Genomic DNA, 25316 nt, shown 5'->3' on the forward strand with positions numbered 1-25316 from the left:
TGTTCAGTGTGTGAATGGCTGTCGGTTTGTGTTCATAAGGAAATGATAATGAACAGTAAAACTTCTGTAACGCTAAAGCGGACTGATTTCTTTTCGACGTTGTTAGGGCGCCGCGATTTGGAGTGGGGGTTGAATGGTTTCAAAGCCATGCCGGAGTATGATGCGGCCTTGCGTTACGACGAAGGGGGCCGCGGGTTTTCGAACTCGCGGCCCAGAGCATTCCGGGATCAGGGAACCAGGTATCCTTTAACCCCGGTAAAAATAATCTGCGCTGCCAATGCGCAAACAAACAGTCCCATCAATCGGCTGACGATCTGCAAGCCTTGGTCACCAAGAAGCCGCTCGATGCGGTTCGACAAGTAAAGCACCACCCCCACCGTGAAACTGGCCAGGGCAATACTGAGGATCGCGGTGAGTTTGTCGTCCCAGTGCGGTTGGCTGACACCCATCACCAACAGCGCACCGATGGTGCCCGGGCCGACGGTCAGGGGGATGGTCAGCGGAACGATGGTCACGTCCTGCTGCACATTGTCGGTCTGCACCACCGACTTGCCCTGAGCCATGCCCAGCGCCGAGATGAACAGTACGCTGCCGGCGCCGATGCGAAATGCATCCACGGTAATGCCGAACACGTCAAATATCACCCTCCCGAACAGGTAAAGCAAGACACTGGAAACCAGTGTGGCAATCGCCACTTTCCAGGCCAGGCGACGTTGTTCCTTGCGCGAATAACCGCGGCTCAGACTGATGAAACAGGACAACACGAAGAACGGGCTGTAGAGCACCAGCATCTTCAGGTAAACGCTGAATAACACGTGGAGCATGGTTTCGGCTCGCAGCAAGAGAGTGGTGAGGCGAAGTCTATCAGTCGATCAGTGGCGTGTGGGGATCGGGTTTCAACGACCTGATTGTTATTTATCTTTGTTTGCGTGTTCTGAACTAAGTATATGGTGTTGGTTGTTATGTGGTGGCGGGATATGAAGTTACATATTTTGGTTTGTTGGTGTTCGCTTGTTTGGTTATTGTTCTCTGGCAAGTTCATGAGGAGCTTGCTTGAATATAAATAAGGAATTTATTATGAATAGCAAAGTAGTTAGTGAGCAATATATTGCCGCTTGTGTTAAAAGTCTGCAGGAGTATGAGCTGGATGATGGGATGGCTATTCGCCCTCGTAGTATGTTTACAGTGGGTGATACCGTTGAAGAACCGTCGAAAGCCTCTATCGTCGGCGAAGGTGTATTGTCTTTCAGTAGTGGCCTCAGTGCTGAGAACCGGTCGGATGCGCAGAATGCTTTCCTCTTTGCGAGCCTTGTAGCGAACAAAAAATATCCAGAGGAATCCCAGGGTGTAGAGTGGTATCAGCTGTTTCGGAAAGTCATGCAAGACTCGGGCTGGACGCCTACGGCCAAGTACTACAACGACTTGCACATCAGCGGAACCAGTGTCCGCATGGACAAACTGGTATTGGAAATTCTTGGCTCTGTGGTCGCTGGCCTCGCGCTGCCTGGTCCGACGACTGCATTGATGCTGAAAGTGGCGGGGGATGCGATTGCAGCCCTGCAAAAACGCGATACGGCACTGACAGTTTATGAGCGAAATCTGTTGGCGCATGGTGTCGGCGGAATATCGGCCGGTGCATGCACTGAACATAATGGCGTAGCCATTATGGCCGTCGGTGCGGTGCGCTTTCTCCGCAGGAACACGTCGACCAAAGTGCTGTTTGTGGATGTGGATACTCGCAGTGTGAAACTGTATCGCGGTGAGACAATGTTTGAAAAGAATGATACGGTCGCCAAAGGCACTCGTGCAACTATTGAAAACAAACTTATCGCCCATGCCGGCAAAATTGTTGACTATGACATCTAATTGATCTGGGAAAGGCAGTCGAGTATCGGCTGCCCTTCTTTATGAACGAGGAGCTGATATGAGTTGCGATTATTCTGTGTCGGTCGTTGGTAGGGCTATCGTGATTGTTCCTGGATCTGATGGGTTGGCAGCTCATGATGATTTAGTCAATTCGGTGCTTCTGGCGCAATTGGTTGCCAATAAAAAGGTTGAAAAAGATCCAAAGGCTGATTGGTATAACGCTTATGTGGAGGTTTTAGATGATTTCTGGTTGCGGCAAACAAAGGCGCGAGAGGAAAGGCTAATCACCGAGAACAGCGTCGAGTCTGCGATCGAATGGGTGATCGCGGCAATGTCCAAAGGTGATTCAGGCGAAGGGCAAGCTACTGCCGCAACATTGGCACGGGTGGCGAGTGTGTCGGGCGCAGACCCTGGTATGAGCTTGCTGCGCAGCCACATGCAAAAGGTGTCCGTCGATGAATCGACCGAAGTGACTGCGCCTACCAAGGCTGTGCGTCTGCTGGTGATTCTGGCGAGAGCACCGACCGCAATCACAAGCATGTACCTTGAGTTCAAGACGTCTCTGGAGATAAACCCCAACCCTTTGACCCAACTGTATCGGGCCGAGGATGTGCCTGGCGTTGTCAGCATGCGTTACGCCCGGGCCAATCTTTCAGAAGTCCTCTACGGTCCTGCACGTGAGGCTGTTGCCTTCAAGATCAGGGAAAAGCGTGAGGGCCAGGTTATGATGTTACGCCTGACTGACGACGCTCCGGATCTGATCGAATCGCAAAAGGCTGCTCAGGAGGTTTGAGCCGTCGCCCGACTCTGATGATCGCGCTGGGCAACCCAATGCTCGATCAGGTCGCGCAGTTGCGACAGCTCGACCGGTTTGGCCATGTGCCCGTCCATGCCCGCCTGGCGCGCGCGCTCTTTGTGTTCGGCGAGGATGTGTGCGGTCAACGCCACCACGGGGGTGCGTATCCGTTGGTTGCCGACTTCCCAGGCACGCAGTTGCTGGGTGGCGGAGAAACCGTCGAGGATCGGCATTTCACAGTCCATCAGCACCAGGTCGTAGCGCTGGGCTTTCATCGCCGCCAGGGCTTCTTCGCCATTGCAGGCGGTGTCCGGTTGCAGATTGAGTTTGCCCAGCATGCCGCGTATGACCTTGGTCGAGATGCTGTTGTCTTCGGCCACCAGAATGCGGAAATCGCTAGGCACCTTGACCGGAAGGGTAGGGCCGGTGGGCAGTTGCTGGGAGACGGACAGGCCTTTGTTGCGCTGGTTCAGTTCGTCCGCCAGCGTGGTCTTGAGGGTGTAGCCGGCCACCGGTTTGGCGAGAATTCGCTTGATCCCGGAATTGCGCGCGATGATCTTGCTCGGGGCGTTGCTGATGCCGGTGAGCATGATCAGCAGAATGTCGTGATTCAGGCTCGGGTCTTCCTTGATCTTGGCAGCCAGTTGCATGCCGGTCATGCCGGGCATGTTCTGGTCCAGCAGGACCACGTCGAAGTAATCGCGCAGGTGGGCCTTGGTGCGCAGCAGCGCCAGGGCTTCCTTGCCGGACGGCACCGCGCTGACATTCAGACCCCAGGCGCTGCACTGCTGCACCAGCACCTTGCGGCAGGTGTCGTTGTCGTCCACGACCAGTACGCGTGCGCCTTGCAGCGGGCTGTCCAGGTCCGACGTCGGATGTTCGAGACGGTCCGGGTCCAGTGGCAGGGTCAGCCACAAAGTGCTGCCCTGGTTGGCGCCGCTCTTGATACCGAATTCACCCTGCATCAAACGGATCAGCTGACGGGCGATGACCAGTCCAAGATTGCCCCCCAGGCTGGTGGCCGAGAGAAAGTGTTTGCTGTGCAGTTCGGCATGCATCAGCGCGTCGCGTTCTTCCGCCTCCATGGGCTGGCCGCTGTCCTGCACGGCGATGCGCAGTCGCGGTTTGGCGTTGCGTTCATCCAGAGCGACGACGATCAGGATCTCGCCTTCGTCGGTCTTCTTCAGAGCGTTTTCCAGCAGGCTCAGCAGGGTCTGGCGCAGGCGCGTCGGATCTCCGCTGATGACACGTGGCACCTGTGGCTGGATAAAGCTGATCAGCTCGACGTTCTGTTGCTCGGCCTTGGCGCGGAAGATGCTCAGGCAGTCTTCGATCAGCGCGTTGAGGTCGAACTGCACGTCGTCCAGTTCGATCTGCCCGGACTCGAGTTTGGAAATGTCGAGAATCTCGTTGATCAGGGTCAGCAGTTCGTTGCCGGCGCTGTGGATGGTCTGCACGTAATCACGCTGCTTGACCGACAACGGTGTGCCCAGCAGAAGTTCGGTCATGCCCAGCACGCCATTCATCGGGGTGCGGATTTCGTGGCTGATCTTCGCCAGAAATTCGGCTTTTGCGTTGATTTCGGCGTTGCTCGCGGCCAGATCGCGACTGACGCTGAAACGGTCTTCGGTGATGCTGCGCTGTCGCTCGCCCAAGGCAATACTCATCAACAGGCCACTGATACAGATAAACACCAGCAGAATGATGATCAGGCCTTGCGGAGCGACCAGGGTCAGCCCCCGCAGCGCGGGCAGGATAATCAATGTGCCGAGGTTGAATACCACCATGGCCGCCACGAACAGGCGCGCCGGGCGATAACCTTTTTGCCAGTGATGGGCACCGGCGAACAACATACTCAGGCCCGCCAGAGCAACCAGCCCGTAGGTGATCAGGTTCAGTGGCAGTGTGTTGACGAACAGCAATAGCAAACCGCAGACCACGATGAACAGGATGTCCCCCAGCAGCAGCTTGTTCAGCGGGTGGGGGCCGAGCGGAGCGAAGAAACGGTAGGCGAACATCAGGCCGCAAGGTGCGGTCATCAGCAAGGCGAGGTAGGCACCGGGTGTTTGCACGGCGGACCAGTTCGGCAACCATGGCCGGGCCAGGTTCAGCAGTAACACCAGGCTGAGCATCAGCAGCCCTTCGCACGCTGCCAGCCAAAGGCTGCTGCGCGAGCGGGTGTAGATGTAACGGGTCAGGTTATGCAGGATCAGCATCCCGAGGCAGCCAAAGAGCAGGCCGTAGATCAGCGTCAGGTTCTGAGTGGCTGCGCTCATGACCGCCGATTGCAGGGTGATGTAAGGCCGCAACTGGTGTTCGGAGACCAACCGCAGGTAGACATCGAGGGTTTTGTCGCTTTGTGGCAGTGGCAACATGAAGTCGCTGCTGGGGAGGGGGCGGGTAGCCTGGAGCTGCCCGGCACCGGTATTCAGTTGATCGATCAACTGGTCGCCGTCGAGCACATACAGATTGAGGTGCGACAGGTCCGGCGCGAACACTCGCAGCAACTGTTCATGCTTGCCGGGCGCGAGCCTGAAACGCAGCCATAGCGCACCCTCGGGCGCGGCCGCGGTGAGGCGCTCGAGTTCAATGGGGCTGAATTGATTGGTGTAGCGGCTGGAGCGGATGTCGCTCAGCTGCAGGTCGCCCTGTTCGTCGAGCAATACCGCCCAGCCACTGCCTTGCGCAGCCTGGGCCGGGAGCATGCAGAGCAAGGTCAGCAGAGTGACGGTGAAGCCTATGGCAATCCTGAGCCAGCGCACGGCGAAATCCCTTCATAGGTTGATGCCAGAGTATAACTATGCGCGGCGCCGGAATAGTCAGGCAAGGGCCGCAAGCCCTTGCCTGGCCGGATGGATGGCTTATTCCTGATTTTCGCCACGCTCGCGGGCAATGGCGCGGTAGCCAATGTCCTTGCGGTAGAAGCAGCCTTCCCAGTCGATTTTAGCCGCCAGTTTGTAAGCCTGCTGCTGGGCTGCATCGACGCTGGTGCCCATGGCGGTAGCGCACAGCACTCGACCACCGGCGGTCACCACTTGACCGTTCTTGAGCGCAGTGCCGGCATGAAAGACTTTGCCTTCCAGTGTCGCGGCTGCGTCCAGGCCGTTGATGGCAGCGCCTTTGGCGTAGTCACCCGGATACCCGCCCGCGGCCAATACAATGCCGACGCTCGGACGTGGATCCCATTGCGCTTCGACCTTGTCCAGCGCTTGCGCCAGAGCCGCCTCGACCAGCAACACCAGGCTCGACTGCAAGCGCAGCATCACCGGTTGGGTTTCAGGATCGCCGAAACGGCAGTTGAACTCGATAACTTTTGGATTACCAGCCTTGTCGATCATCAAGCCAGCATAGAGGAAGCCGGTATAAACGTTACCTTCCTCGGCCATGCCACGCACGGTCGGCCAGATCACAAGGTCCATGACCCGCTGATGGACTTCGGCCGTGACGACCGGTGCCGGGGAGTAAGCGCCCATGCCGCCGGTGTTCGGGCCGGTATCGCCGTCGCCGACGCGTTTGTGGTCCTGGCTGGTGGCCATCGGCAATACGTTCTTGCCGTCGACCATGACGATGAAGCTGGCTTCTTCGCCGTCCAGGAACTCTTCGATCACCACGCGGGAGCCGGCGTCGCCAAACGCGTTGCCGGCGAGCATGTCGCGCACCGCGTCTTCGGCTTCGCCCAGGGTCATGGCCACGATCACGCCTTTACCGGCGGCCAGGCCATCGGCCTTGATCACGATCGGTGCGCCTTTTTCACGCAGATAAGCCAGGGCCGGCTCGATCTCGGTGAAGTTCTGGTAATCGGCAGTCGGAATCTTGTGGCGTGCCAGGAAGTCTTTGGTGAAGGCTTTCGAACCTTCCAGCTGAGCAGCGCCAGCGGTCGGGCCGAAGCAATCCAGGCCACGGGAGCGGAACAGATCGACGACACCGGCGACCAGCGGCACTTCCGGGCCGACGATGGTGAGGGAAACGTTTTTCTCCGCGAAATCTGCAAGCTGCTCGAGGGCCAGCACGTCGATAGAGACGTTCTCGCACTTGGCTTCAATGGCGGTGCCGGCGTTGCCCGGGGCAACGAAAACTTTCTGCACGCGCGGATCCTGAGCCACTTTCCAGGCCAGGGCGTGTTCACGGCCACCGCTGCCAATGATCAAAACATTCATTTCAAAAACCTCGGATGACGCTAATTCTGTTTTTAGAACCTAAAGCGCTTCACGCTGTAGGAGGTCGCAATGACGTCGGTAGATGCAAGGCGGAGTCGACCTCGATGAGCGGAGTTGCCTTTTGGCAATGAGCATCATCGAGGTCGGCTCCAACGCAGCAGATGCCGGCTTCAGTGCGGCCGTCGTCTAGTTAGTGACGGAAGTGGCGCATGCCGGTGAATACCATGGCGATACCGGCTTCATCGGCAGCAGCAATCACTTCGTTATCACGCATCGAGCCGCCCGGCTGGATCACCGCAGTGATGCCGACCTTGGCCGCGTTGTCCAGACCATCACGGAACGGGAAAAAGGCGTCGGAGGCCATCACCGAGCCTGCTACCTGCAACCCGGCGTGTTCAGCCTTGATCGCGGCAATACGCGCGGAGTTCACGCGGCTCATCTGGCCGGCGCCGACACCGATGGTCTGACGGTTCTTGGCGTAGACGATGGCGTTGGATTTAACGTACTTGGCGACTTTCCAGGCGAAGATCAGGTCGTTGATTTCCTGTTCGGTTGGTGCGCGCTTGGTCACCACTTTCAGGTCTTCGCTGCTGATCATGCCGATGTCGCGGCTCTGCACCAGCAAACCGCCATTGACGCGTTTGTAGTCCCAGGCCGGAGCGCGATCAGCTGACCACTCGCCGCAGGCCAGCAGGCGTACGTTGGCTTTGGCAGCAACGATGGCGCGAGCTTCTTCGCTGACGCTAGGGGCGATGATCACTTCGACGAACTGACGCTCGACGATGGCCTTGGCGGTTTCAGCATCCAGCTCGCGGTTGAACGCGATGATGCCGCCAAACGCCGATTCGGTGTCGGTGGCGTAGGCCAGTTCGTAAGCCTGACGGATGCCGCCTTCAGCGTCCGGGCTAACGGCCACGCCGCACGGGTTGGCGTGCTTGACGATCACGCAGGCCGGCTTGACGAAGCTCTTCACACATTCCAGCGCCGCGTCGGTGTCGGCCACGTTGTTGAACGACAGCTCTTTGCCTTGCAGTTGGGTCGCGGTGGCGATGCCGACTTCCGCAGGCTTGGCTTCAACGTAGAACGCCGCGCTCTGGTGCGGGTTCTCGCCGTAGCGCATTTCCTGGGCCTTGATGAACTGGCTGTTGAAGGTGCGCGGGAATTCGCTGCGACCTTCTGTGCTGAGGGTTTCAGCCGCCTGGTTCACGGTGCCCATGTAGTTGGCGATCATGCCGTCATAGGCGGCGGTGTGTTCGAAGGCCTTGAGCATCAGGTCGAAACGCTGAGCGTAGGTCAGGCCGCCGGCCTTGAGGCTTTCCAGGACGTTGGCGTAATCGCTGGCATTAACCACGATAGCTACGTCTTTGTGGTTCTTGGCTGCCGAACGGACCATGGTCGGGCCGCCGATGTCGATGTTTTCGATGGCGGTCGGCAGGTCGCAGCCTGGCTTGTTGATGGTGGCTTCGAACGGGTACAGGTTGACCGCAACCAGATCGATCGGCTTGATGCCGTGCTCGTTCATGATGGCGTCGTCGATACCGCGACGACCGAGGATCCCGCCGTGGATTTTCGGGTGCAGGGTTTTCACCCGACCGTCCATCATTTCTGCGAAACCGGTGTAATCCGCGACTTCCACTGCGGCAACACCGTTGTCACGTAGCAGCTTGAACGTCCCGCCGGTGGAAAGGATCTCGACGCCCAGGGCTTCGAGCTCCTTGGCGAATTCAAGGATCCCGGTCTTGTCGGAAACGCTGATCAAGGCGCGGCGGATCGGCAGGCGGGTAGTCTGGTCGGTCATTTCAATTTCCATCAAAAGCAAAGGAGTCAGCAAAAAAGGCGACCGGTTTTACGCGGGCGCCTTTCTGGTTTGATTGAATGCTTACAGCAAATCGTACTGCTTGAGTTTCTTGCGCAGGGTGCCCCGGTTCAGCCCGAGCAGCTCACTGGCCTTGGTCTGGTTGCCCTTGACGTAGTTCATCACGCATTCGAGCAGGGGAGCCTCGACTTCGGAAAGCACCAGGTTGTACACATCCGTGACGGCAGCGCCCTCAAGGTGGGCGAAATAATTGTGCAGCGCCTTCTCGACACTCCCGCGAAGGGTCTGACCTTCTTCGCTCGGCGTGTTGAGGTGCTGTTTCAAATTCACGTTGTCGCTCACGGGTGTTGTTCCACTCACTAAAGTCTCGGTCATCATCGTCATGCAGCCACCCCTTCTCCGTCCCCTGTCAGGCTCTTGTAGCGTTCGGCGAAGAAGGCCCGAACGTAGGCGCATTGTGCTTCCGTATCTTCCAAACGATTGAAGTGGGCGCGGAACTCCCTGGCGCCCGGCAAGGTTGCGAGATACCAGCCCACATGCTTGCGAGCTATGCGCACGCCCATGACGTCGCCATAGAAGGCATGCAGCGCAGCCAGATGCTCAAGCAGAATACGTTCCACCTCGATCAGTTCCGGTGCCGGGAGTTTTTCGCCGGTACGCAGATAATGGTCGATTTCACGAAAAATCCATGGCTGCCCCTGGGCAGCCCGACCTACCAACAGGCCATCGGCACCGGTCGCGTCGAGGACGTGCCGGGCCTTCTCGGGCGAATCGATATCGCCATTGGCGAAGACCGGGATCGACACCGCCTGCTTGATCGCGGCAATGGTGTCGTACTCGGCTTCACCGGTGTACAGATCTGCACGGGTGCGGCCATGCACCGCCAACGCCGTAATGCCTGCCTGTTCGGCGATCTTCGCCACGGTCAGGCCGTTCTTGTTCGCCCGGTCCCAGCCGGTGCGGATCTTCAGGGTGACCGGCACATCGACTGCGGCCACCACGGCCTGCAGGATCTCGGTCACCAACGCTTCATCTTTCAACAGGGCGGAGCCGGCGGCCTTGTTGCAGACCTTCTTCGCCGGACAGCCCATGTTGATATCAATAATCTGTGCGCCCAGTTCAACGTTGGCCCGGGCTGCATCCGCCAGCATCTGCGCATCTCCGCCAGCGATCTGTACCGAGCGGGGCTCGGGATCGCCTTCGTGGATCATGCGCATCCGCGATTTGCGGGTGTTCCACAAGCTCATGTCGCTGGTGACCATTTCCGAGACTACAAGGCCCGCGCCCAGTCGTTTGCACAGCTGACGAAAGGGCTGGTCGGTGACGCCCGCCATGGGGGCGAGGATCAAGCCGTTGTGCAATGTATATGGACCGATGCGTACCGCCGACATAGGACTTCCCTGTTGTGGGGCCGGATCATGAGAGTTCGAAAAAGGGTTGGCATGATACCCGCTCTCGATGACTGGATAAAGGCTGAATTGAACAAAATCTGAACAACTAATTCGTTATCGCCAGCGGTTTGGTTTGAACGGCCAAAGTCAGGAAACCGCCGTCAAGCCTGCAACGCTTGAGTGTTTCACTCGGGCGAATGGAAGCTCAGGCTGTAGTTCACCGCTTTGGGGCCTGGGTCGAGAATGTCCAGCGCGATGTGGATCGGCGTTTGCGGCGGCATTTCCGCCTGGCCTTCGAGGTCGCCGTTGAGGTACTCGCCGGGCTTGAAGCGACGGCTGGCGATCAGGTGGCCGTTGAGGTCTGCAAAACGCAGCTCCAGCAGCGGGAAGGGCTGGGAGAAGGGCGCACGGTTGTAGATGATGGCATCGACCACCAGGGCGCCGTTGAAGTCCGGGTGGCTGCGGACCACCAGATTGCTGCTTTTGACCTTCGCGATGTCGACTTTGGATGGCACGGTGCAGCCGATCTGCGGGCACAGTTGCTGGAACCACGGACGGTACTGGTCCTGGCGCGCCAGTTCGTCGAAGTGGTAGGCGACGTATTGACCGGCGAGGCCGGCGGCGCCGAGCAGGATCAGCAACAGCCAGAAAAAGCGCCGGCCCCAGGGTGAGCGACGTTTTTGCCAGTCCAGTTGCAACGGGTCGTCGGTCAGATCCTCCAGCTCTTCCGCGCGCAGAGCCGGCCCGCTGCGTTCGCGTCGCTTGCGCAGGGGCTCGACCGAGGGCAGGTCGTCGTCGACTTCATCGGGAGTCGCCGACAGGCTGCCAAAGGGGATCGGGGCGTCGAGCGGGTCGTGCAGGCGCAGCTGTTGGATCTCGGGTTCGTCGTCCAGATCCGCGGGCTCCAGCGACAGCGAAGGCTCGGTGCGCGAGTGTTTGCTCGGCTCGATCGTCGGTTCTGGCGTGGGCGCGTCGGCGGTTTTTGCACGATCGGCGGCCGATTCACTGAAGAGACTGTCGGACCAGGGGGCCTGGTCGTGCTCGGTGGTATCGCGGCGAGCGCTGAGGCTGTCTTCGCGGGGCCGAGTGAATTCCGTTGTTGGCTGGATTTCCCGCTGTTCAAGCCGGGCGAGCTCTTCGTCGAGATCCAGGCTGTCCAGATCCATTTCCGCAGCGGTCCATTGCTTTTGGCTGATGGCTCGCTGCACGGGCGGTTCGACGGGCGCCGGTGCAACCGGTTTGACCGTCTCCTTGCCGGCCCGCTGCTCGAGCAACTGCTTGGCGGCGTTGAACACCTGCAAGCACGAGCCGCAACGAACCACTCCACGGGCCACGCTCAACTGAGCATGGCTGACGCGGAAGCTGGTTTGGCAATGCGGGCACTGAGTGACGAAGCTGTCGGTCATGCGGCAATCCGGTTTATGCAGGCGCTCATTCTAGCGCCGACGGCCAGTAATGCGTACCCAGCCGTCGCGATTGGCAATCGGGTCCAGATCAAAGTCCTGAGCGTAGGCGGCGGCGACTTCTTCACCTTGTTCGGCGAGGATGCCCGACAGCGCCAAGCGACCGCCCGGCTTGACCAGGCTAGACAGTTGCGGCGCCAGCGAAACCAGCGGGCCGGCAAGAATGTTGGCCACCAGCACGTCGGCCTGAACCTGTGGCAGGTCTTGCGGCAAATACAGCGGGAAGAGTTCGTCAGCAATATTGTTGCGACCGGCATTGTCGCGGGAGGCTTCCAGCGCCTGTACGTCGATGTCGGTGCCGACGGCTTGCTTGGCGCCCAGCAACAGCGCGGCAATCGCCAGAATCCCCGAACCGCAACCGAAATCGAGCACGTTGCAACCTTTCAGGTCCTGACCGTCGAGCCATTCCAGGCACAGCGCAGTGGTCGGGTGAGTGCCAGTGCCGAACGCCAAGCCTGGGTCTAGCAACAGGTTCACCGCGTCAGGCTCCGGCGCGGCGTGCCAGCTCGGCACGATCCACAGGCGCTGGCCGAAACGCATCGGCTGGAAACCGTCCATCCAGCTGCGTTCCCAGTCCTGGTCTTCGATCACTTCGCTGTGATGCTCCGGCAACGGGCTGCCGGTCAGCAACTCGAGATGGGCCAGCACGCTGGAGGCTTCGGTACCACCTTCGAACAGCGCCAGCAGGTGCGTGTGCGACCACAGCGGGGTGGTATTGAGTTCCGGCTCGAAAATCGGCTGATCTTCGGCGTCCATGAAAGTCACCGATACGGCGCCCACTTCCAGGAAAGCGTCTTCGTAGGTTTCGGCTTGTTCTGGGCTGATGGCGAGACGGACTTGCAGCCAAGGCATGGCGGGCACCTTTGAAAAATATAGATTGCAGCCTAGCGGGCTGCGAGAAGCGCGCAAGTTTACGCGAGCGCGAGGCAGAAGACGACAAGGCCGATACGTGCATGCTTTTTTGTAGGGCCGGGGCAATGTCCAGAAACAACAAAGCCGCTCGAAAGCGGCTTTGTTGGTATGGATCACTGCTTAATGCTTTTCGCCAGCCAGCTTGTGTTCCAGGTAGTGGATGTTGACTCCGCCCTCGCAGAAGCCAGCATCACGGACCAGATCGCGGTGCAGCGGGATGTTGGTCTTGATCCCGTCGACAACGATTTCGTCCAGCGCATTGCGCATGCGCGCCATGGCTTCATCACGGGTTGCGCCGTAGGTGATCAGCTTGCCGATCAACGAATCGTAGTTCGGCGGAACGGCATAGCCACTGTACAGGTGCGAATCGACGCGAACGCCGTTGCCGCCTGGAGCGTGGAAATGCTTGACCGTGCCTGGGCTAGGCATGAACGTTTTCGGGTCTTCGGCGTTGATCCGGCATTCCAGCGCATGACCGCGGATAACGACGTCATTCTGGGTGTACGACAACTTGTTGCCAGCGGCGATGCTGAGCATCTCCTTGACGATGTCGATGCCGGTGACCATTTCCGAAACCGGGTGCTCTACCTGGACACGAGTATTCATCTCGATGAAGTAGAAGTGGCCGTTTTCGTACAGGAACTCGAAGGTGCCAGCGCCACGATAGCCAATGTCGATACAAGCCCTGACGCAGCGTGCGAGGACTTCTTCGCGCGCGTTCTCGTCGATGCCCGGTGCCGGCGCTTCTTCGAGAACCTTCTGGTGGCGACGTTGCAGCGAGCAATCGCGGTCACCCAGATGAATCGCATGGCCCTGGCCATCGGAAAGCACCTGAACTTCCACGTGGCGTGGGTTGGTCAGGAATTTTTCCAGATAGACCATCGGGTTGCCGAACGCTGCGCCCGCTTCGGAGCGGGTCAGTTTCGCCGAGGAGATCAGGTCTTCTTCCTTGTGAACTACGCGCATCCCGCGACCACCACCGCCGCCAGCGGCTTTGATGATCACTGGGTAACCGACTTCGCGACCGATGCGCAGAGCGGTTTCTTCGTCTTCAGGCAGTGGGCCGTCGGAACCCGGAACGGTCGGCACGCCGGCAGCGATCATGGCGTGCTTGGCCGATACCTTGTCGCCCATCAGGCGGATGGTCTCGGCTTTCGGGCCAATGAACGCGAACCCGGAGTTCTCGACCTGTTCGGCAAAGTCGGCGTTTTCCGCAAGGAAGCCGTAGCCTGGGTGGATGGCGGTAGCGCCAGTCACTTCAGCAGCGGCGATGATGGCCGGAATGTGCAGGTAAGAGTGCGCGGCCGAGGCCGGACCGATGCAGACGGATTCGTCTGCCAGTCCCAGGTGCATCAGCTCTTTGTCGGCCTTGGAATAAACGGCGACAGTCTTGATGCCCATCTCTTTGCAGGCACGCAGAATCCGCAGGGCAATCTCACCGCGGTTGGCGATCAGAACTTTTTCCAACTTCGCAGTCATCAAAGTTTCTCCGCGGTTCAAACGATGGTGAACAGCGGTTGGTCGTACTCAACCGGCTGGCCGTCTTCGACGAGGATGGATTCGATCACACCGCTGGCTTCAGCTTCGATGTGGTTCATCATCTTCATGGCTTCGACGATGCACAGGGTGTCGCCTTTCTTCACGGTCTGGCCGACTTCAACGAAGGACGGCGAGGACGGCGAAGATTTGCGATAGAAAGTGCCGACCATCGGCGAACGGGCAACGTTGCCGTTCAGCGTTGGGGCAGCCGGAGCAGCAGGAGCCGCGGCGGCAACCGGAGCAGCAGCAACAGGCGCAGGCGCCGGAGCATGCATAGGAGCGGGAGCGTAGTACTGCTGAGCCGGCGTCTTGCTGTGACGGCTGATGCGTACGGACTCTTCGCCTTCCTTGATCTCGAGTTCGTCGATACCGGACTCTTCCAGCAATTCGATCAGTTTCTTAACTTTACGGATATCCATGAATCATCAACTCCCAAGGGTCGGTCAGGGGCGTTTAACGCTTGTTGTTCAAGCCGTTGCCTGTCTTTCAAGCTGCTCTAGTGCGGCCTCCAGGGCCAGTCGATAACCGCTGGCGCCAAGGCCGCAGATCACTCCCACCGCAACGTCGGAGAAGTAAGAGTGATGGCGGAAAGGTTCGCGTTTGTGCACGTTAGACAAATGCACTTCGATGAATGGGATGCTCACGGCCAGCAGCGCGTCACGTAATGCGACACTTGTATGCGTAAAAGCTGCTGGATTGATCAGAATGAAGTCCACACCTTCGCCGCGAGCAGCGTGGATGCGATCGATCAATTCGTACTCGGCGTTGCTTTGCAGGTAGAGCAAATGGTGGCCGGCATTGCGTGCCCGCTGTTCCAGATCCTGATTGATCTGCGCCAGCGTTGTTGCACCGTAGACGCCCGGTTCCCGGGTGCCGAGCAAGTTCAGGTTGGGGCCGTGTAAAACCAATAGGGTCGCCATCTGCTGCTCCTTTGTCATCTGTGTGCAATTGTCAGAACCAGGCGACTATGCCGCAAAGCCTTTGTGACTGTCCAGTTCTATGCAATAGCCGGCACGATGGCCGATGTTTACGCGAAATATGTGACCAGGTAATTAATTCCGGTCATTTGCTTTCGCAACACGTTCGGCGAAGTTCTTCGCGCTGATCTCACCGATCACCCGCACATCGGCACGTTCGACGCCATCTTTACCAAAAAACATCAGCGCCGGAGGGCCGAATAGCGTGTAGCGGTCGAGTAGGGCGCGTTGTTCGACATTGCTGGCGGTGATGTCGAAACGGATCAATCGATAGCCTTTGAGGCTTTCGATGACCTTGGCATCGTTGAGAACTTCGTGTTCGATGACTTTGCAACTGATGCACCAGTCGGCGTACCAGTCGAGCAGCAGCGGCGTGCCGGAGGATTTGGCTTCGGCGAGGACGCGGTCCAGTTCCGCTGGAGTGGTGATGGTTTGCCAGTTGCCGACGATTTGCGGTTGACCGTTGTCCACGACAATGCGCGGTTGGCCGATGGGGTTGAGCGGGTCGGTCTGGCCACTGAACGCGCCGTACCAACAGGCCAGGGCATAAAACAGCAGGAGCATCCCGAGCAATTGTCCCAGGCGTTTTCTCGGCGGTTTATAGACAAATTCCAGCGCGCCCATAAATAACCCGACGCCGCCGGCGAGCAAGCCGATCAACAGCAAGGTGATCTGGCCCGGCAATACCCGACTGAGCAAAGCAATCGCCAGCCCCAGCAGTAGCACCCCAATCGCGTTTTTCACGTAGATCAGCCACGGGCCGCTTTTCGGCAACCAGGCCGCGCCACCGGTCGCCACCAGCAACAGCGGCGCGCCCATGCCCAGGCCGAGCATGAACAATTTCAAGCCGCCGCCCAGAGCGTCGCCACTGGCGCTGATGTACAGCAGCGCGCCGGCCAACGGTGCCGATACACAAGGCGAAACCAGCAGGCTCGACACCACGCCCAGCACCGCCGCGCCCCACAGTGAGCCGCCTTCGGTACGCCCGGCAATCCGGTCCAGGCGGCTACTGATGGCGTGGGGGAGTTTCAGTTCGAAGACGCCAAACATGGCCAATGCAAACACCGCGAAAAACATCGCGAATGGCACCAGCACCCAGGCCGACTGTAAGCGCGCCTGAAGATTGAGCTGTGCGCCGAACATTCCCATCAAGGCACCGAGCAGGGCGAAACACACGGCCATCGGCAGCACATAAGCCAGCGACAGGTTGAAGCCGCGTAAACCGCCGACCTGCCCGCGCAGGACCACCCCGGAGAGGATTGGCAGCATCGGCAGCACGCAGGGGGTGAAGGTCAGGCCAACACCGGCGAGGAAAAACAGCGCCAGTTCGCGCCAGTCCCAGGTTGTGGTCGCGGCGCCGCTGCCATCAATAGCCAGGCGCTCGGTCTCGGGTGGGTAACAGAGGCCTTTGTCGGCGCAGCCCTGATAGCTCACGGCCAGCGTAAAGGCGCGGGAATCCGTGCGCGGCAGTTCTATGTCGAGAATGCCGTGATAAACCTCGACATCGCCGAAGTACTCATCGTGTTTTTGTTCGCCCTTGGGCAGTTGCGCCGCACCGAGGCCAATGTCGGCCGGGTCGGCGCGAAACTGGAAGCGATGGCGATAGAGGTAATAACCTTCGGTGGCGACGAAGCGCAGCTTGATTGATTGCGGCGTGCTTTCTACCAGGCTCAACTTAAAGGCTTCGCGCACCGGCAGGAAGTCGGCGCTGTTGTTGATCGAACCCAGCGTGGAACTGGGCCGACTGTCCAGCAACCCGGCGGCAAAGGCCGGCAGGGCGAGCACTAAAAACAACAGGCAGAGCAAACGGCGCATGACAATCTCGCGTATCGAAAGTGTGGGCATGATAGCGGACGTCGGAAGGGTATGCAGGAGGCATGATCGTTCCCACGCTCTGCGTGGGAATGCAGCCCGGGACGCTCTGCGTCCCAACAGCGGACGCAGAGCATCTATTGAGGCATTCCCACGCAGAGCGTGGGAACGATCATTGGGAAGAGAAACTGTCAGACCCGAAAGGCCTGAACGGCTGTATGCAACCGCCCGCCCAGCACCAACAAATTCTCCCCTTGCTCACGCCCCTCGCCGATGCGCAGCAGGTTATCCCCACCCAATTGATGAATCCGCTCACTGTGATCGCGGATTTCGCTGACAGCGCCGCTCTGCTGGGCGGTGACATCGGCAATGCGCACGGCGGTGTCGGAAATGGTCTGGATCGCCCCGACGATTTTATCCAGCGCACCGTCAGCCGCCTGGGCCTGATTGGCCGTGGCTTCGGCGTGTTCGACCTGGGCGCGCATGCCTTCGACCGATTGCCGCGCGGCGGTTTGCAGGCCGGCGATCAGGGTCTGGATCTCGGCGGTGGCCCCGGCGGTGCGTTGTGCCAGTGAGCGAACTTCTTCGGCCACCACCGCAAACCCTCGGCCCATTTCTCCGGCGCGGGCCGCTTCGATGGCGGCGTTCAGGGCCAGCAGGTTGGTCTGGTCGGCAATCGAGCGGATCACTGTCAGCACGCCGCCGATGGTCGCCGACTCTTCAGCCAGATGTTCGATCATCTGCGCGTTGCCTTGCACTTCGCCCACCAGCGCATGCAGCCCATTGAGGCTCAGGCCTATCACTTTCTGACCGTGTTCCACCGCCAGTCCCGCATGACGACTGGCATCGGCAGCCTGGCTGGCGTCACCGGCGACTTGTTGAATTGTCGCCTCGAGTTCACCGAGAGAATCGCGGATCAACGCAGTGTCGCCGGCCTGATGCTCGGCGCCGCTGTGCAGGTCATTGCTTAATTCGGCCAACGTTCGGCTGCTGCCGGCGACCTGCTCGGCGTTGAGGCGAATGGTGCCCACCAGGTCGACCAGATAAGCGCGCAAGCGATTGAGCGAGGCTTGAATGTCATGCAGTTCGCGGTTGGTCGCGCCCAGTTGAATGTCGCGGCTGAAGTCACCTTCGGCCCAGGTCGACAGCGCCGGGGCGAGGTTGGTCAGGGTTCTGGCCAGGCGTCGCTGCAAGGTATCGATGAGCAATGCGATCAGCAGGATCAGCCCGATCATCACTCCTTGCATCAACCGCACTTCGCTCTGGATCTGCCCGTGCTGGGCGCGCACCACCGGTTCCAGCCCGGCGATGGACTGCTGCACGGCGGCGATTTTCAAGTGCGTCGCGGTGCTGAGGTCGGTACGTTTCTGGATCTGTTCGCGAGTGCGCGCCAGTTCCGAAGGGTAGCGGGTGAGCAGGCTGTTGAGTTCTCGCTTGAGGCCGACGCCGGCATCTTCGGCGACGGTTTTCTCGGTGTTATCCAAACCCATCATCGCGGCGAAATCATCGGTGTTCGATTCGGTGCTGGCGGTCACACCCAGCAGCGGTAAAGCGTCCAGTTGCTCGGCTTGAGTGTGGATGTTAGCGACTTCGCGTTCGACATCAGCGGCCAGTTCGCTGCGACCACTGCTGACCAGTTTGTCCCGAGCCAAGGACAATTTGCCCAAGTGCTGGGAGGCAATCAGCAAGGGCGTCAGGTACGCCGCGTTGCCGCTGGCGTATTGGCTGATCTGATCAAGACTGGCACCGAGTTCGCGTTCGGCTTGCAGCAGCAGTGCTTGCGGGTCGCCAGCGAGTTTGCCAGCGGCCAACAGATCAGTTTTGCTGAATTCATCCAGATTCGTCAGGCTCGGACGCAAGGTGTCAGCCAATACCGGTGGCAACTCACCGAGTTCCTTTTGCAGGCTACCGATGGCCTGGCTGGCGCTGCTCAGGCGCAGGGCATCGCCGCTGGCCAGGTAATCCTCGACGTTGCGCGCCACTTCATTTTGAAACTGCTGAGACAGACCCAAGTAACGCTCCATCAACAGATAAGGGCGTTCCAGGGCTTTTTGCGACCACCAGAGCGTGGCGCCAAGGGCCACGCACACGGCGACCAGAAGGAGGGTATTGAGATTGGTCAACAGCTTCAGGCGCATCATGGTCTACCAACGGCAGAATGGTAAGTGCCTGAAGTTATTGCGTTTCTATTACAAAGTTATGACCGAATGGGTCGATTCCGATGAAAAAGTGGCACTTTGCTTTGACTCTCGCGCGGCTTGTATGCGGTTGCGTCCGGCGTCTTTGGCGCGGTACAGCGCCTCGTCTGCCTGACTGGCCATCAGAAGGCTGTCAGAGTCTTCGCGCAGTTCAACGACGCCGGCGCTGAAGGTGCACCAGAGATCCTGCGGCTGAGCCGGGTAATGAATTTCGGCAAAGCGCTGGCGGATTTCATCGAGCACCTTGTAGGCCGATTCGATATCCGTGTCCGGCATGACGATGGCGAACTCTTCACCGCCGTAACGGCCAATGAAGTCGGTCTTGCGCAACCGTTGCTTGAGGAACAGCGCCAGGCTCTTGATCACCCGGTCGCCCATGGGATGGCCGTGGCTGTCGTTGACCCGTTTGAAGTGGTCGATATCGAGCATCGCAAAGCTCAGCGGCTTGTTTTCGCGCCGGGCGCGGAATGAACAGTCTTCGAGCAATTGCAGAATATGGGTGTGGTTGTACAAGCCGGTCAGGCTGTCGCGCACCATCCGCGCTTTCAGATTGCGCGCCCGCGCCGCGCGGTTGCGCACGGTGGTGATCAGGTGCCGTGGCTTGATCGGTTTGGTCAGGAAATCGTCGCCGCCTTCGCTCATGGCGTCGAGCTGCTTGTCCAGGTCGTCTTCGGCCGACAAATAAATGATCGGCACGCTGACATAGCGGTCGTTATGCCGGATCACCTTGGCCAGTTCAGTACCGGTGCAGGCCGGCATGTACATGTCGAGGATGATCAGGTCCGGCTGGAAGTCCGCCAGTTCGGCCATGGCCTGGATCGGTTCGATCAAGGTCCGCGTGACAATCCCTGCGCTATTGAGCAGGCGTTCGGTGTGCAAGGCTTGGGCGCGGGAGTCGTCGATGATCAGCACTTTATAAGGTTCGTACTGGGCGACGCAGGTCAGGACTTCGATCTTTTCCAGCAGGCTCGAGGCTTCGAGGGTGCCGGTGAGGAACTCCTGGCCACCGGCGCGCACGGCGGCGAGGCGGGTCGGGGTATCGGTTTCGTGCAGGCTGAAAAACAACAGCGGCAGGGGCTGATCGAGGCCTTCCTGGGCTTCGGCCGCCAGTTTCAGGCCGATGCCGGTGCCACTGAAGTCGACGTCCATGACAATCGCCGCCGGCAACCGCTCGACCATCGAGGAGCGGAACGCGGCGACACTGTCGAGGGATTGAGCGCTGAGCCCGAAGAATTCAAGTTGCTTGGCCAGCCGCTCAGCCCGGTCGTGATCCTGCAACATCACGTAGATCGGTTTGCGCAGCGGCGGCAGGAAGGTTTGTTCGAGCTGGTCGCCATGGCGCAGGCCGGTGCGGGACAGGCGCTGCATCAGGCGATTGAGGTCAGTGATCAGTCCGCTGCTCAGGCGTCCGCGATTGGCATCGACCGCTTCCAGCGACTGGCCGATGTGGCGCGCCAGCTGGGTGTGTTCCGGTTGTTCGAAACGTTCGGCAAAGCGCAGCAAGCGCAGATTGGCCTCACTCAGCTCCGACAAGTCGGTGGTGGACCATTCGTTGCGTTGCAGGCGTTGCCATATCTCAAGAATCTGACGTGCCTGATGAATTACCCGCTGGGCAAAGTGGTGCTTGAGGCGCTCACGGCTGGGGTCTTCTGGCTCGGTCATATCCTGACTACTAGTTAGGGTGCATGCTGAGATCGACTGGTGGCTCTATGCTAGCACCTCTTTTCGATTGCATGAGTGTCGTAGGTCAATAATCTGCAAAGCGACTTCATTCAGTTTCTGACCGACTGGTCGCATAGGCTCAACGCTGTGCTTCATTTATAGTGGCGACTCGGCTGCAGTCATTGTGTGGTTCGCTGTGTCCCGCCGGATTTAATGCGGGCAAATGACGCACGATGGCGTAGGGTTGTGGTCGAACCGATGAACTCAAGTGATTGAAAGGATACCGCCATGCTGGACTGGAAGAACCGCACAGGCAGCGCGCCTGAACGTGCCGCTGAACCGAAATCGGCCACCCGCAGTTATTTTGGCGGCCTGTTGTTCAGCCGGGCGCTGGCTACTCTGATTGTTCTTTACCTGTTGGTGGCGATCGCGCTGGGCTGGTACTGGAGCCAGGAGCCGGCGCTGTTTCCGGTTCAGCAGAATGCTCAGGTGGCGGCCGAGAAAGATGGCAAGCAAATGGTTGTCGGATACACCACGGTGGAAACCCTCAAGACCGTTGCCGGCACTTTGCTGACCAAACCGGGCGGCTATATTTCCAACGACCGTTTCCCGCCGGGCCTGTGGATGGACAACATGCCGAGCTGGGAATATGGCGTGCTGGTCCAGGTCCGCGACCTGAGTCGTGCGCTGCGTAAAGACTTCGCCCGTTCCCAGTCGCAGTCCGCCGAAGACGCCGACTTGGCCAAGGCCGAGCCGCGTTTCAACTTTGACAACAAAAGCTGGGTGCTGCCATCCAGTGAATCCGAGTACCTGGAAGGCATCAATTCCCTGAGCCGCTATCAGGCACGTCTGTCGGGGCCTGACCAGAAAAGTGCGCTGTTCTATGCCCGCGCCGACAACCTGAACAACTGGCTGGGTGATGTCGGAACCCGTCTGGGTTCGCTGTCACAACGGCTGTCGGCCAGTGTTGGCCGGGTCAAGCTCAACACCGCGCTGAAAACCGAAGTCCCGGCGCTGGGGCAGGTGCCGCAGGTTGACGAAGAAGTCGTCGAAACCCCGTGGCTGCAGATCGATAACGTGTTCTACGAGGCCCGCGGTCAGGCCTGGGCGTTGTCTCACCTGCTGCGTGCCATCGAAGTCGATTTCGCCGATGTGCTGGCGAAGAAGAACGCCACGGTCAGCGTGCGCCAGATCATTCGTGAACTGGAAGCCTCGCAAGAGCCGGTCTGGAGCCCGATGATCCTCAACGGCAGCGGCTTCGGTGTGCTGGCCAACCACTCGCTGGTCATGGCCAACTACATCTCCCGGGCCAACGCCGCGGTGATCGATTTGCGTCAACTGCTCAATCAGGGCTGAGTCATGGCCGATAGCTTGGTCGATAGCATGCGGGAGGCCGCCCATCGCGCGGCCTCCGATGCCGAACAGATCGCCTGGGTCGACGAGCAGGACAACCTGCTCGGCGCTCTGGTCCGTTCCGAGCTGCGCGAACGCGAGCTGATCGGCCGCGGCACCTACATCATGCTGTTCAATTCTGCCGGTGAGCTGTGCGTGCACCGGCGCACCCTGAGCAAAGCGATATACCCCGGTTACTGGGACGTGGCGGCCGGCGGCATGGTGTTGGCCACCGAGACTTACGCCGAATCGGCGGCTCGTGAGCTGGAAGAAGAGCTGGGCGTGAGTGGTGTGGAACTGACTGCCCATGATCACTTTTTCTTCGAGGACACCGGCAACCGACTCTGGTGTTCGGCGTTTTCGGCGGTGTGGGACGGCCCGTTGATCCTGCAACCGGAAGAAGTGCTAGAAGCGCGCTTCATCCCGATCGATCAGGTCCTGCTGGAAATCACGCAGAAGCCTTATTGCCCGGACTCTCTGGCGGCCTTGCAGCGCTATCTTCGCGCCCAAGGGGATGGCGTCGCAAAAGAGCTATAAATTGGCGCCGATTGGCTCTTAGCAAGTCGGCTTTTTGCCGTTACACTGCGCGACCTTTTCAAGCTGAACCGGTACTCCTTTTGTAAGGGCGTCCGGTCAGTAGCGCTGCCCCTGCCTGAGTGGGGCTTCGCGGTCGATGGCCCTGCCACGACCAGTCTTTGTCCTCCCAAGAGGATTGCCGGTGGCCAAAAAAGCCGCATCCTTCGCCGCCCTTGGTGGCCTGGTATTTTCCACCGACGCAGGTCGTCATTGCCCGGATTGCAGTCAACCGGTGGATGCCTGCATCTGCAAACAAACCGTTATCCCGGCCGGCGACGGCATCGCTCGCGTGCGTCGCGAAAGCAAGGGCCGTGGCGGCAAGACGGTGACGACCATCACCGGCGTGCCGCTGGCCGAAGACGCGCTCAAGGATCTGGCCACGACGTTGAAGAAACGTTGTGGGACCGGTGGGGCGTTGAAAGACGGGATCATCGAAATCCAGGGCGATCATGTCGAGCTACTCTTGGCCGAGCTGATCAAACACGGTTTCAAGGCGAAGAAGTCCGGCGGCTAGCAGCCTCTGTGAAAACCACCCGCGGCTTGATCCGGCCCTGATTTCATTTCGGCCTGGCGTCGTCTCCATGGTTTTCACAGAGCCTGTTCATGACCGGTTTCTAAACTCACTGCGGTCAGCGAGGTCTACCCCCTCGTTGACGAACCGTCATTTTCATTCTTTAGACTGCGCCGGCCTGAACCCAGGCGACGCTCTATGACTTCTTTATAGGGGACTTCAATGTCCGTACGACGCACACGCAAAGACGATGGCAGCCAATGGACAGTTGCGGACAGCCGCAGTGTTTACGGGATTCGCCATTGGGGGGCCGGGTATTTCGCGATCAATGACGCCGGTCGCGTCGAAGTTCGTCCGAACGGTCCGACCAGTTCGCCTATCGACCTCTTCGAGCAAGTCGATCAACTGCGCAAAAGCGGTTTGTCCTTGCCGTTGCTGGTGCGTTTCCCTGACATCCTGCAAGACCGTGTACGTCAGCTGACCGGTGCGTTCGACGCCAACATCGAGCGCCTGGAATACCAGAGCAAGTACACCGCTCTGTACCCGATCAAGGTCAACCAGCAGGAAGCGGTGATTGAAAACATCATCGCCACCCAGAACGTATCGATCGGTCTGGAAGCCGGCTCCAAGCCTGAGCTGCTGGCGGTACTGGCGCTGGCGCCGAAGGGCGGCACCATCGTCTGCAACGGTTACAAGGACCGCGAGTTCATCCGTCTGGCGCTGATGGGCCAGAAGCTCGGTCACAACGTGTTCATCGTGATCGAGAAAGAGTCCGAAGTCGGTCTGGTGATCGAAGAAGCGGCGTCGCTCAAGGTCAAGCCGCAGGTCGGCCTGCGCGTGCGTCTGTCGTCCCTGGCGTCGAGCAAGTGGGCAGACACCGGCGGTGAAAAATCCAAGTTCGGCCTGTCGGCGGCGCAACTGCTGTCGGTGGTCGAGCGTTTCCGCGCTGCCGGTCTGGATCAGGGCATTCGCCTGCTGCACTTCCACATGGGCTCGCAGATCGCCAACCTGGCGGACTACCAGCACGGCTTCAAGGAAGCGATCCGTTACTACGGCGAGTTGCGCAACCTTGGCCTGCCGGTGGATCACATCGACGTCGGCGGCGGCTTGGGCGTGGACTACGACGGTACTCACTCGCGTAACGCCAGTTCGATCAACTACGACATGGACGATTACGCCGGTGTCGTGGTCGGGATGCTCAAGGAGTTCTGCGACGCGCAGAGCCTGCCGCACCCGAACATCTTCTCTGAAAGCGGTCGCTCCCTGACCGCCCACCACGCGATGCTGGTGGTGCAGGTGACCGACGTCGAGAAACACAACGACGACGTGCCGAAGATCGACAACAAGGAAGAGCTGCCGGAAACCGTGCAGTGGCTGGTTGACCTGCTCGGCCCGACCGACATCGAAATGGTCACCGAGACCTACTGGCGCGCCACGCACTACATGAGCGACGTGGCCACTCAATACGCCGATGGCAAACTGACCCTGGCGCAAAAAGCCTTGGCCGAGCAATGCTACTTCGCCGTTTGCCGCCGCTTGCACAACTCGTTGAAGGCCCGTCAGCGTTCCCACCGTCAGGTGCTCGACGAACTCAACGACAAGCTGGCCGACAAGTACATCTGCAACTTCTCGGTATTCCAGAGCCTGCCGGACACCTGGGCCATCGGCCAGGTCCTGCCGATTTTGCCGCTGCACCGTCTCGACGAAGAGCCACTGCGCCGTGCGGTGCTGCAAGACCTGACCTGCGACTCCGACGGCAAGATCAAGCAATACGTCGACGAGCAGAGCATCGAGACCAGCTTGCCGGTACACGGTCTGAACGAAGGTGAAGACTATCTGCTGGGGATCTTCCTCGTGGGTGCCTATCAGGAAATTCTCGGTGACATGCACAACCTGTTCGGTGACACCGACTCGGTGAACATCTATCAGAATGCCGACGGCAGCGTGTACCACGCCGGTATCGAAACCCACGACACCATCGAAGACATGCTGCGTTACGTGCACTTGTCGCCGGAAGAGCTGATGACCCACTACCGCGACAAGTGCGCCAGTGCCCGCATTAGCGCCGCCGAGCGCACCCAGTTCCTCGATGCCTTGCGTCTGGGCCTGACCCGTTCGTCTTACCTGTCTTCTTGAGGTAACGCTCCGTTCTCATCGGGTTGTCTGAAAATTCTCCATTCGTTGAGGGAAATTTCAGATGGCCTGGTGCGGGACTTCTCTTTTTTCAAGCGAAATGACCCACGCACCG

The 25316-nt window shown here is 59.4% G+C and carries 20 protein-coding genes; 6 read left to right on the plus strand and 14 right to left on the minus strand.

What is annotated here, in order from left to right; genetic code table 11:
- Nucleotides 1-227: 227 nt before the first annotated feature.
- Complete coding sequence (locus PSH97_RS02915) at nucleotides 228-824, minus strand: MarC family protein (protein WP_305448032.1); 597 nt, start codon at nucleotides 822-824, stop codon at nucleotides 228-230.
- Between the two features lie 253 nt (nucleotides 825-1077).
- Here PSH97_RS02915 and PSH97_RS02920 point away from each other — a divergent pair, with 253 nt between their 5' ends.
- Nucleotides 1078-1866, plus strand: coding sequence for a hypothetical protein (locus PSH97_RS02920; protein ID WP_305448033.1), 789 nt, complete (start codon nucleotides 1078-1080; stop codon nucleotides 1864-1866).
- Nucleotides 1867-1924: 58 nt separating this feature from the next.
- Nucleotides 1925-2659 carry a hypothetical protein gene (locus PSH97_RS02925; protein WP_305448034.1) on the plus strand — a complete coding sequence of 245 codons (735 nt, stop codon included), beginning with the start codon at nucleotides 1925-1927 and terminating at the stop codon, nucleotides 2657-2659.
- Here PSH97_RS02925 and PSH97_RS02930 read toward each other — a convergent pair.
- The 13 genes from PSH97_RS02930 to gcbA form a co-directional block, all read right to left on the minus strand.
- Entirely contained in the window at nucleotides 2647-5424 is a 2778-nt protein-coding gene (locus PSH97_RS02930) for a hybrid sensor histidine kinase/response regulator (protein WP_305448035.1), read from the minus strand. The genes PSH97_RS02925 and PSH97_RS02930 overlap by 13 nt on opposite strands.
- A 99-nt stretch (nucleotides 5425-5523) precedes the next feature.
- Nucleotides 5524-6819 carry a phosphoribosylamine--glycine ligase gene (gene purD, locus PSH97_RS02935; RefSeq protein WP_305448036.1) on the minus strand — a complete coding sequence of 432 codons (1296 nt, stop codon included), beginning with the start codon at nucleotides 6817-6819 and terminating at the stop codon, nucleotides 5524-5526.
- A 190-nt stretch (nucleotides 6820-7009) separates the two neighbouring features.
- Nucleotides 7010-8617 carry a bifunctional phosphoribosylaminoimidazolecarboxamide formyltransferase/IMP cyclohydrolase gene (gene purH / locus PSH97_RS02940; RefSeq protein ID WP_305448037.1) on the minus strand — a complete coding sequence of 536 codons (1608 nt, stop codon included), beginning with the start codon at nucleotides 8615-8617 and terminating at the stop codon, nucleotides 7010-7012.
- 81 nt (nucleotides 8618-8698) lie between these two features.
- On the minus strand, nucleotides 8699-9019 hold the full coding sequence (gene fis / locus PSH97_RS02945; protein ID WP_007907419.1) for a DNA-binding transcriptional regulator Fis: 321 nt from the start codon (nucleotides 9017-9019) through the stop codon (nucleotides 8699-8701).
- On the minus strand, nucleotides 9016-10026 hold the full coding sequence (gene dusB, locus PSH97_RS02950) for a tRNA dihydrouridine synthase DusB (RefSeq protein ID WP_305448038.1): 1011 nt from the start codon (nucleotides 10024-10026) through the stop codon (nucleotides 9016-9018). The genes fis and dusB overlap by 4 nt, the downstream gene beginning before the upstream one ends.
- Before the next feature lie 185 nt (nucleotides 10027-10211).
- The gene (locus PSH97_RS02955) at nucleotides 10212-11432 is read right to left on the minus strand and encodes a DUF3426 domain-containing protein (RefSeq protein ID WP_305448039.1); all 1221 of its coding nucleotides are present in this window, start codon (nucleotides 11430-11432) and stop codon (nucleotides 10212-10214) included.
- A gap of 30 nt (nucleotides 11433-11462) precedes the next feature.
- Complete coding sequence (prmA, locus tag PSH97_RS02960; RefSeq protein WP_305448040.1) at nucleotides 11463-12341, minus strand: 50S ribosomal protein L11 methyltransferase; 879 nt, start codon at nucleotides 12339-12341, stop codon at nucleotides 11463-11465.
- A gap of 180 nt (nucleotides 12342-12521) precedes the next feature.
- Entirely contained in the window at nucleotides 12522-13880 is a 1359-nt protein-coding gene (gene accC / locus PSH97_RS02965) for an acetyl-CoA carboxylase biotin carboxylase subunit (RefSeq protein WP_305448041.1), read from the minus strand.
- A 17-nt stretch (nucleotides 13881-13897) separates the two neighbouring features.
- Entirely contained in the window at nucleotides 13898-14359 is a 462-nt protein-coding gene (accB, locus tag PSH97_RS02970; RefSeq protein WP_007907430.1) for an acetyl-CoA carboxylase biotin carboxyl carrier protein, read from the minus strand.
- A 48-nt stretch (nucleotides 14360-14407) separates the two neighbouring features.
- Nucleotides 14408-14860, minus strand: coding sequence for a type II 3-dehydroquinate dehydratase (aroQ, locus tag PSH97_RS02975; protein WP_007937215.1), 453 nt, complete (start codon nucleotides 14858-14860; stop codon nucleotides 14408-14410).
- A gap of 132 nt (nucleotides 14861-14992) precedes the next feature.
- Nucleotides 14993-16732 carry a protein-disulfide reductase DsbD gene (locus PSH97_RS02980; protein ID WP_305448042.1) on the minus strand — a complete coding sequence of 580 codons (1740 nt, stop codon included), beginning with the start codon at nucleotides 16730-16732 and terminating at the stop codon, nucleotides 14993-14995.
- 188 nt (nucleotides 16733-16920) lie between these two features.
- The gene (locus tag PSH97_RS28675; protein WP_456107291.1) at nucleotides 16921-18870 is read right to left on the minus strand and encodes a methyl-accepting chemotaxis protein; all 1950 of its coding nucleotides are present in this window, start codon (nucleotides 18868-18870) and stop codon (nucleotides 16921-16923) included.
- A 48-nt stretch (nucleotides 18871-18918) separates the two neighbouring features.
- Nucleotides 18919-20589, minus strand: a complete 1671-nt coding sequence (gene gcbA / locus PSH97_RS02990; RefSeq protein ID WP_305448043.1) for a diguanylate cyclase GcbA — start codon at nucleotides 20587-20589, stop codon at nucleotides 18919-18921.
- 288 nt (nucleotides 20590-20877) lie between these two features.
- Here gcbA and PSH97_RS02995 point away from each other — a divergent pair, with 288 nt between their 5' ends.
- The 4 genes from PSH97_RS02995 (at nucleotide 20878) to speA (ending at nucleotide 25204) form a co-directional block, all read left to right on the plus strand.
- Complete coding sequence (locus PSH97_RS02995) at nucleotides 20878-21945, plus strand: DUF2333 family protein (RefSeq protein ID WP_305448044.1); 1068 nt, start codon at nucleotides 20878-20880, stop codon at nucleotides 21943-21945.
- 15 nt (nucleotides 21946-21960) lie between these two features.
- Entirely contained in the window at nucleotides 21961-22518 is a 558-nt protein-coding gene (locus PSH97_RS03000) for an NUDIX hydrolase (protein ID WP_456107292.1), read from the plus strand.
- 181 nt (nucleotides 22519-22699) lie between these two features.
- Nucleotides 22700-23071: a translation initiation factor Sui1 gene (locus tag PSH97_RS03005; protein WP_007907444.1), complete on the plus strand. Its 372-nt coding sequence runs from the start codon at nucleotides 22700-22702 to the stop codon at nucleotides 23069-23071.
- A 219-nt stretch (nucleotides 23072-23290) separates the two neighbouring features.
- Nucleotides 23291-25204 carry an arginine decarboxylase gene (gene speA, locus PSH97_RS03010; RefSeq protein WP_008069058.1) on the plus strand — a complete coding sequence of 638 codons (1914 nt, stop codon included), beginning with the start codon at nucleotides 23291-23293 and terminating at the stop codon, nucleotides 25202-25204.
- The last annotated feature ends 112 nt before the right edge of the window (nucleotides 25205-25316 follow it).

The organism is Pseudomonas cucumis, from assembly GCF_030687935.1.
Classification (GTDB): domain Bacteria; phylum Pseudomonadota; class Gammaproteobacteria; order Pseudomonadales; family Pseudomonadaceae; genus Aquipseudomonas; species Aquipseudomonas cucumis.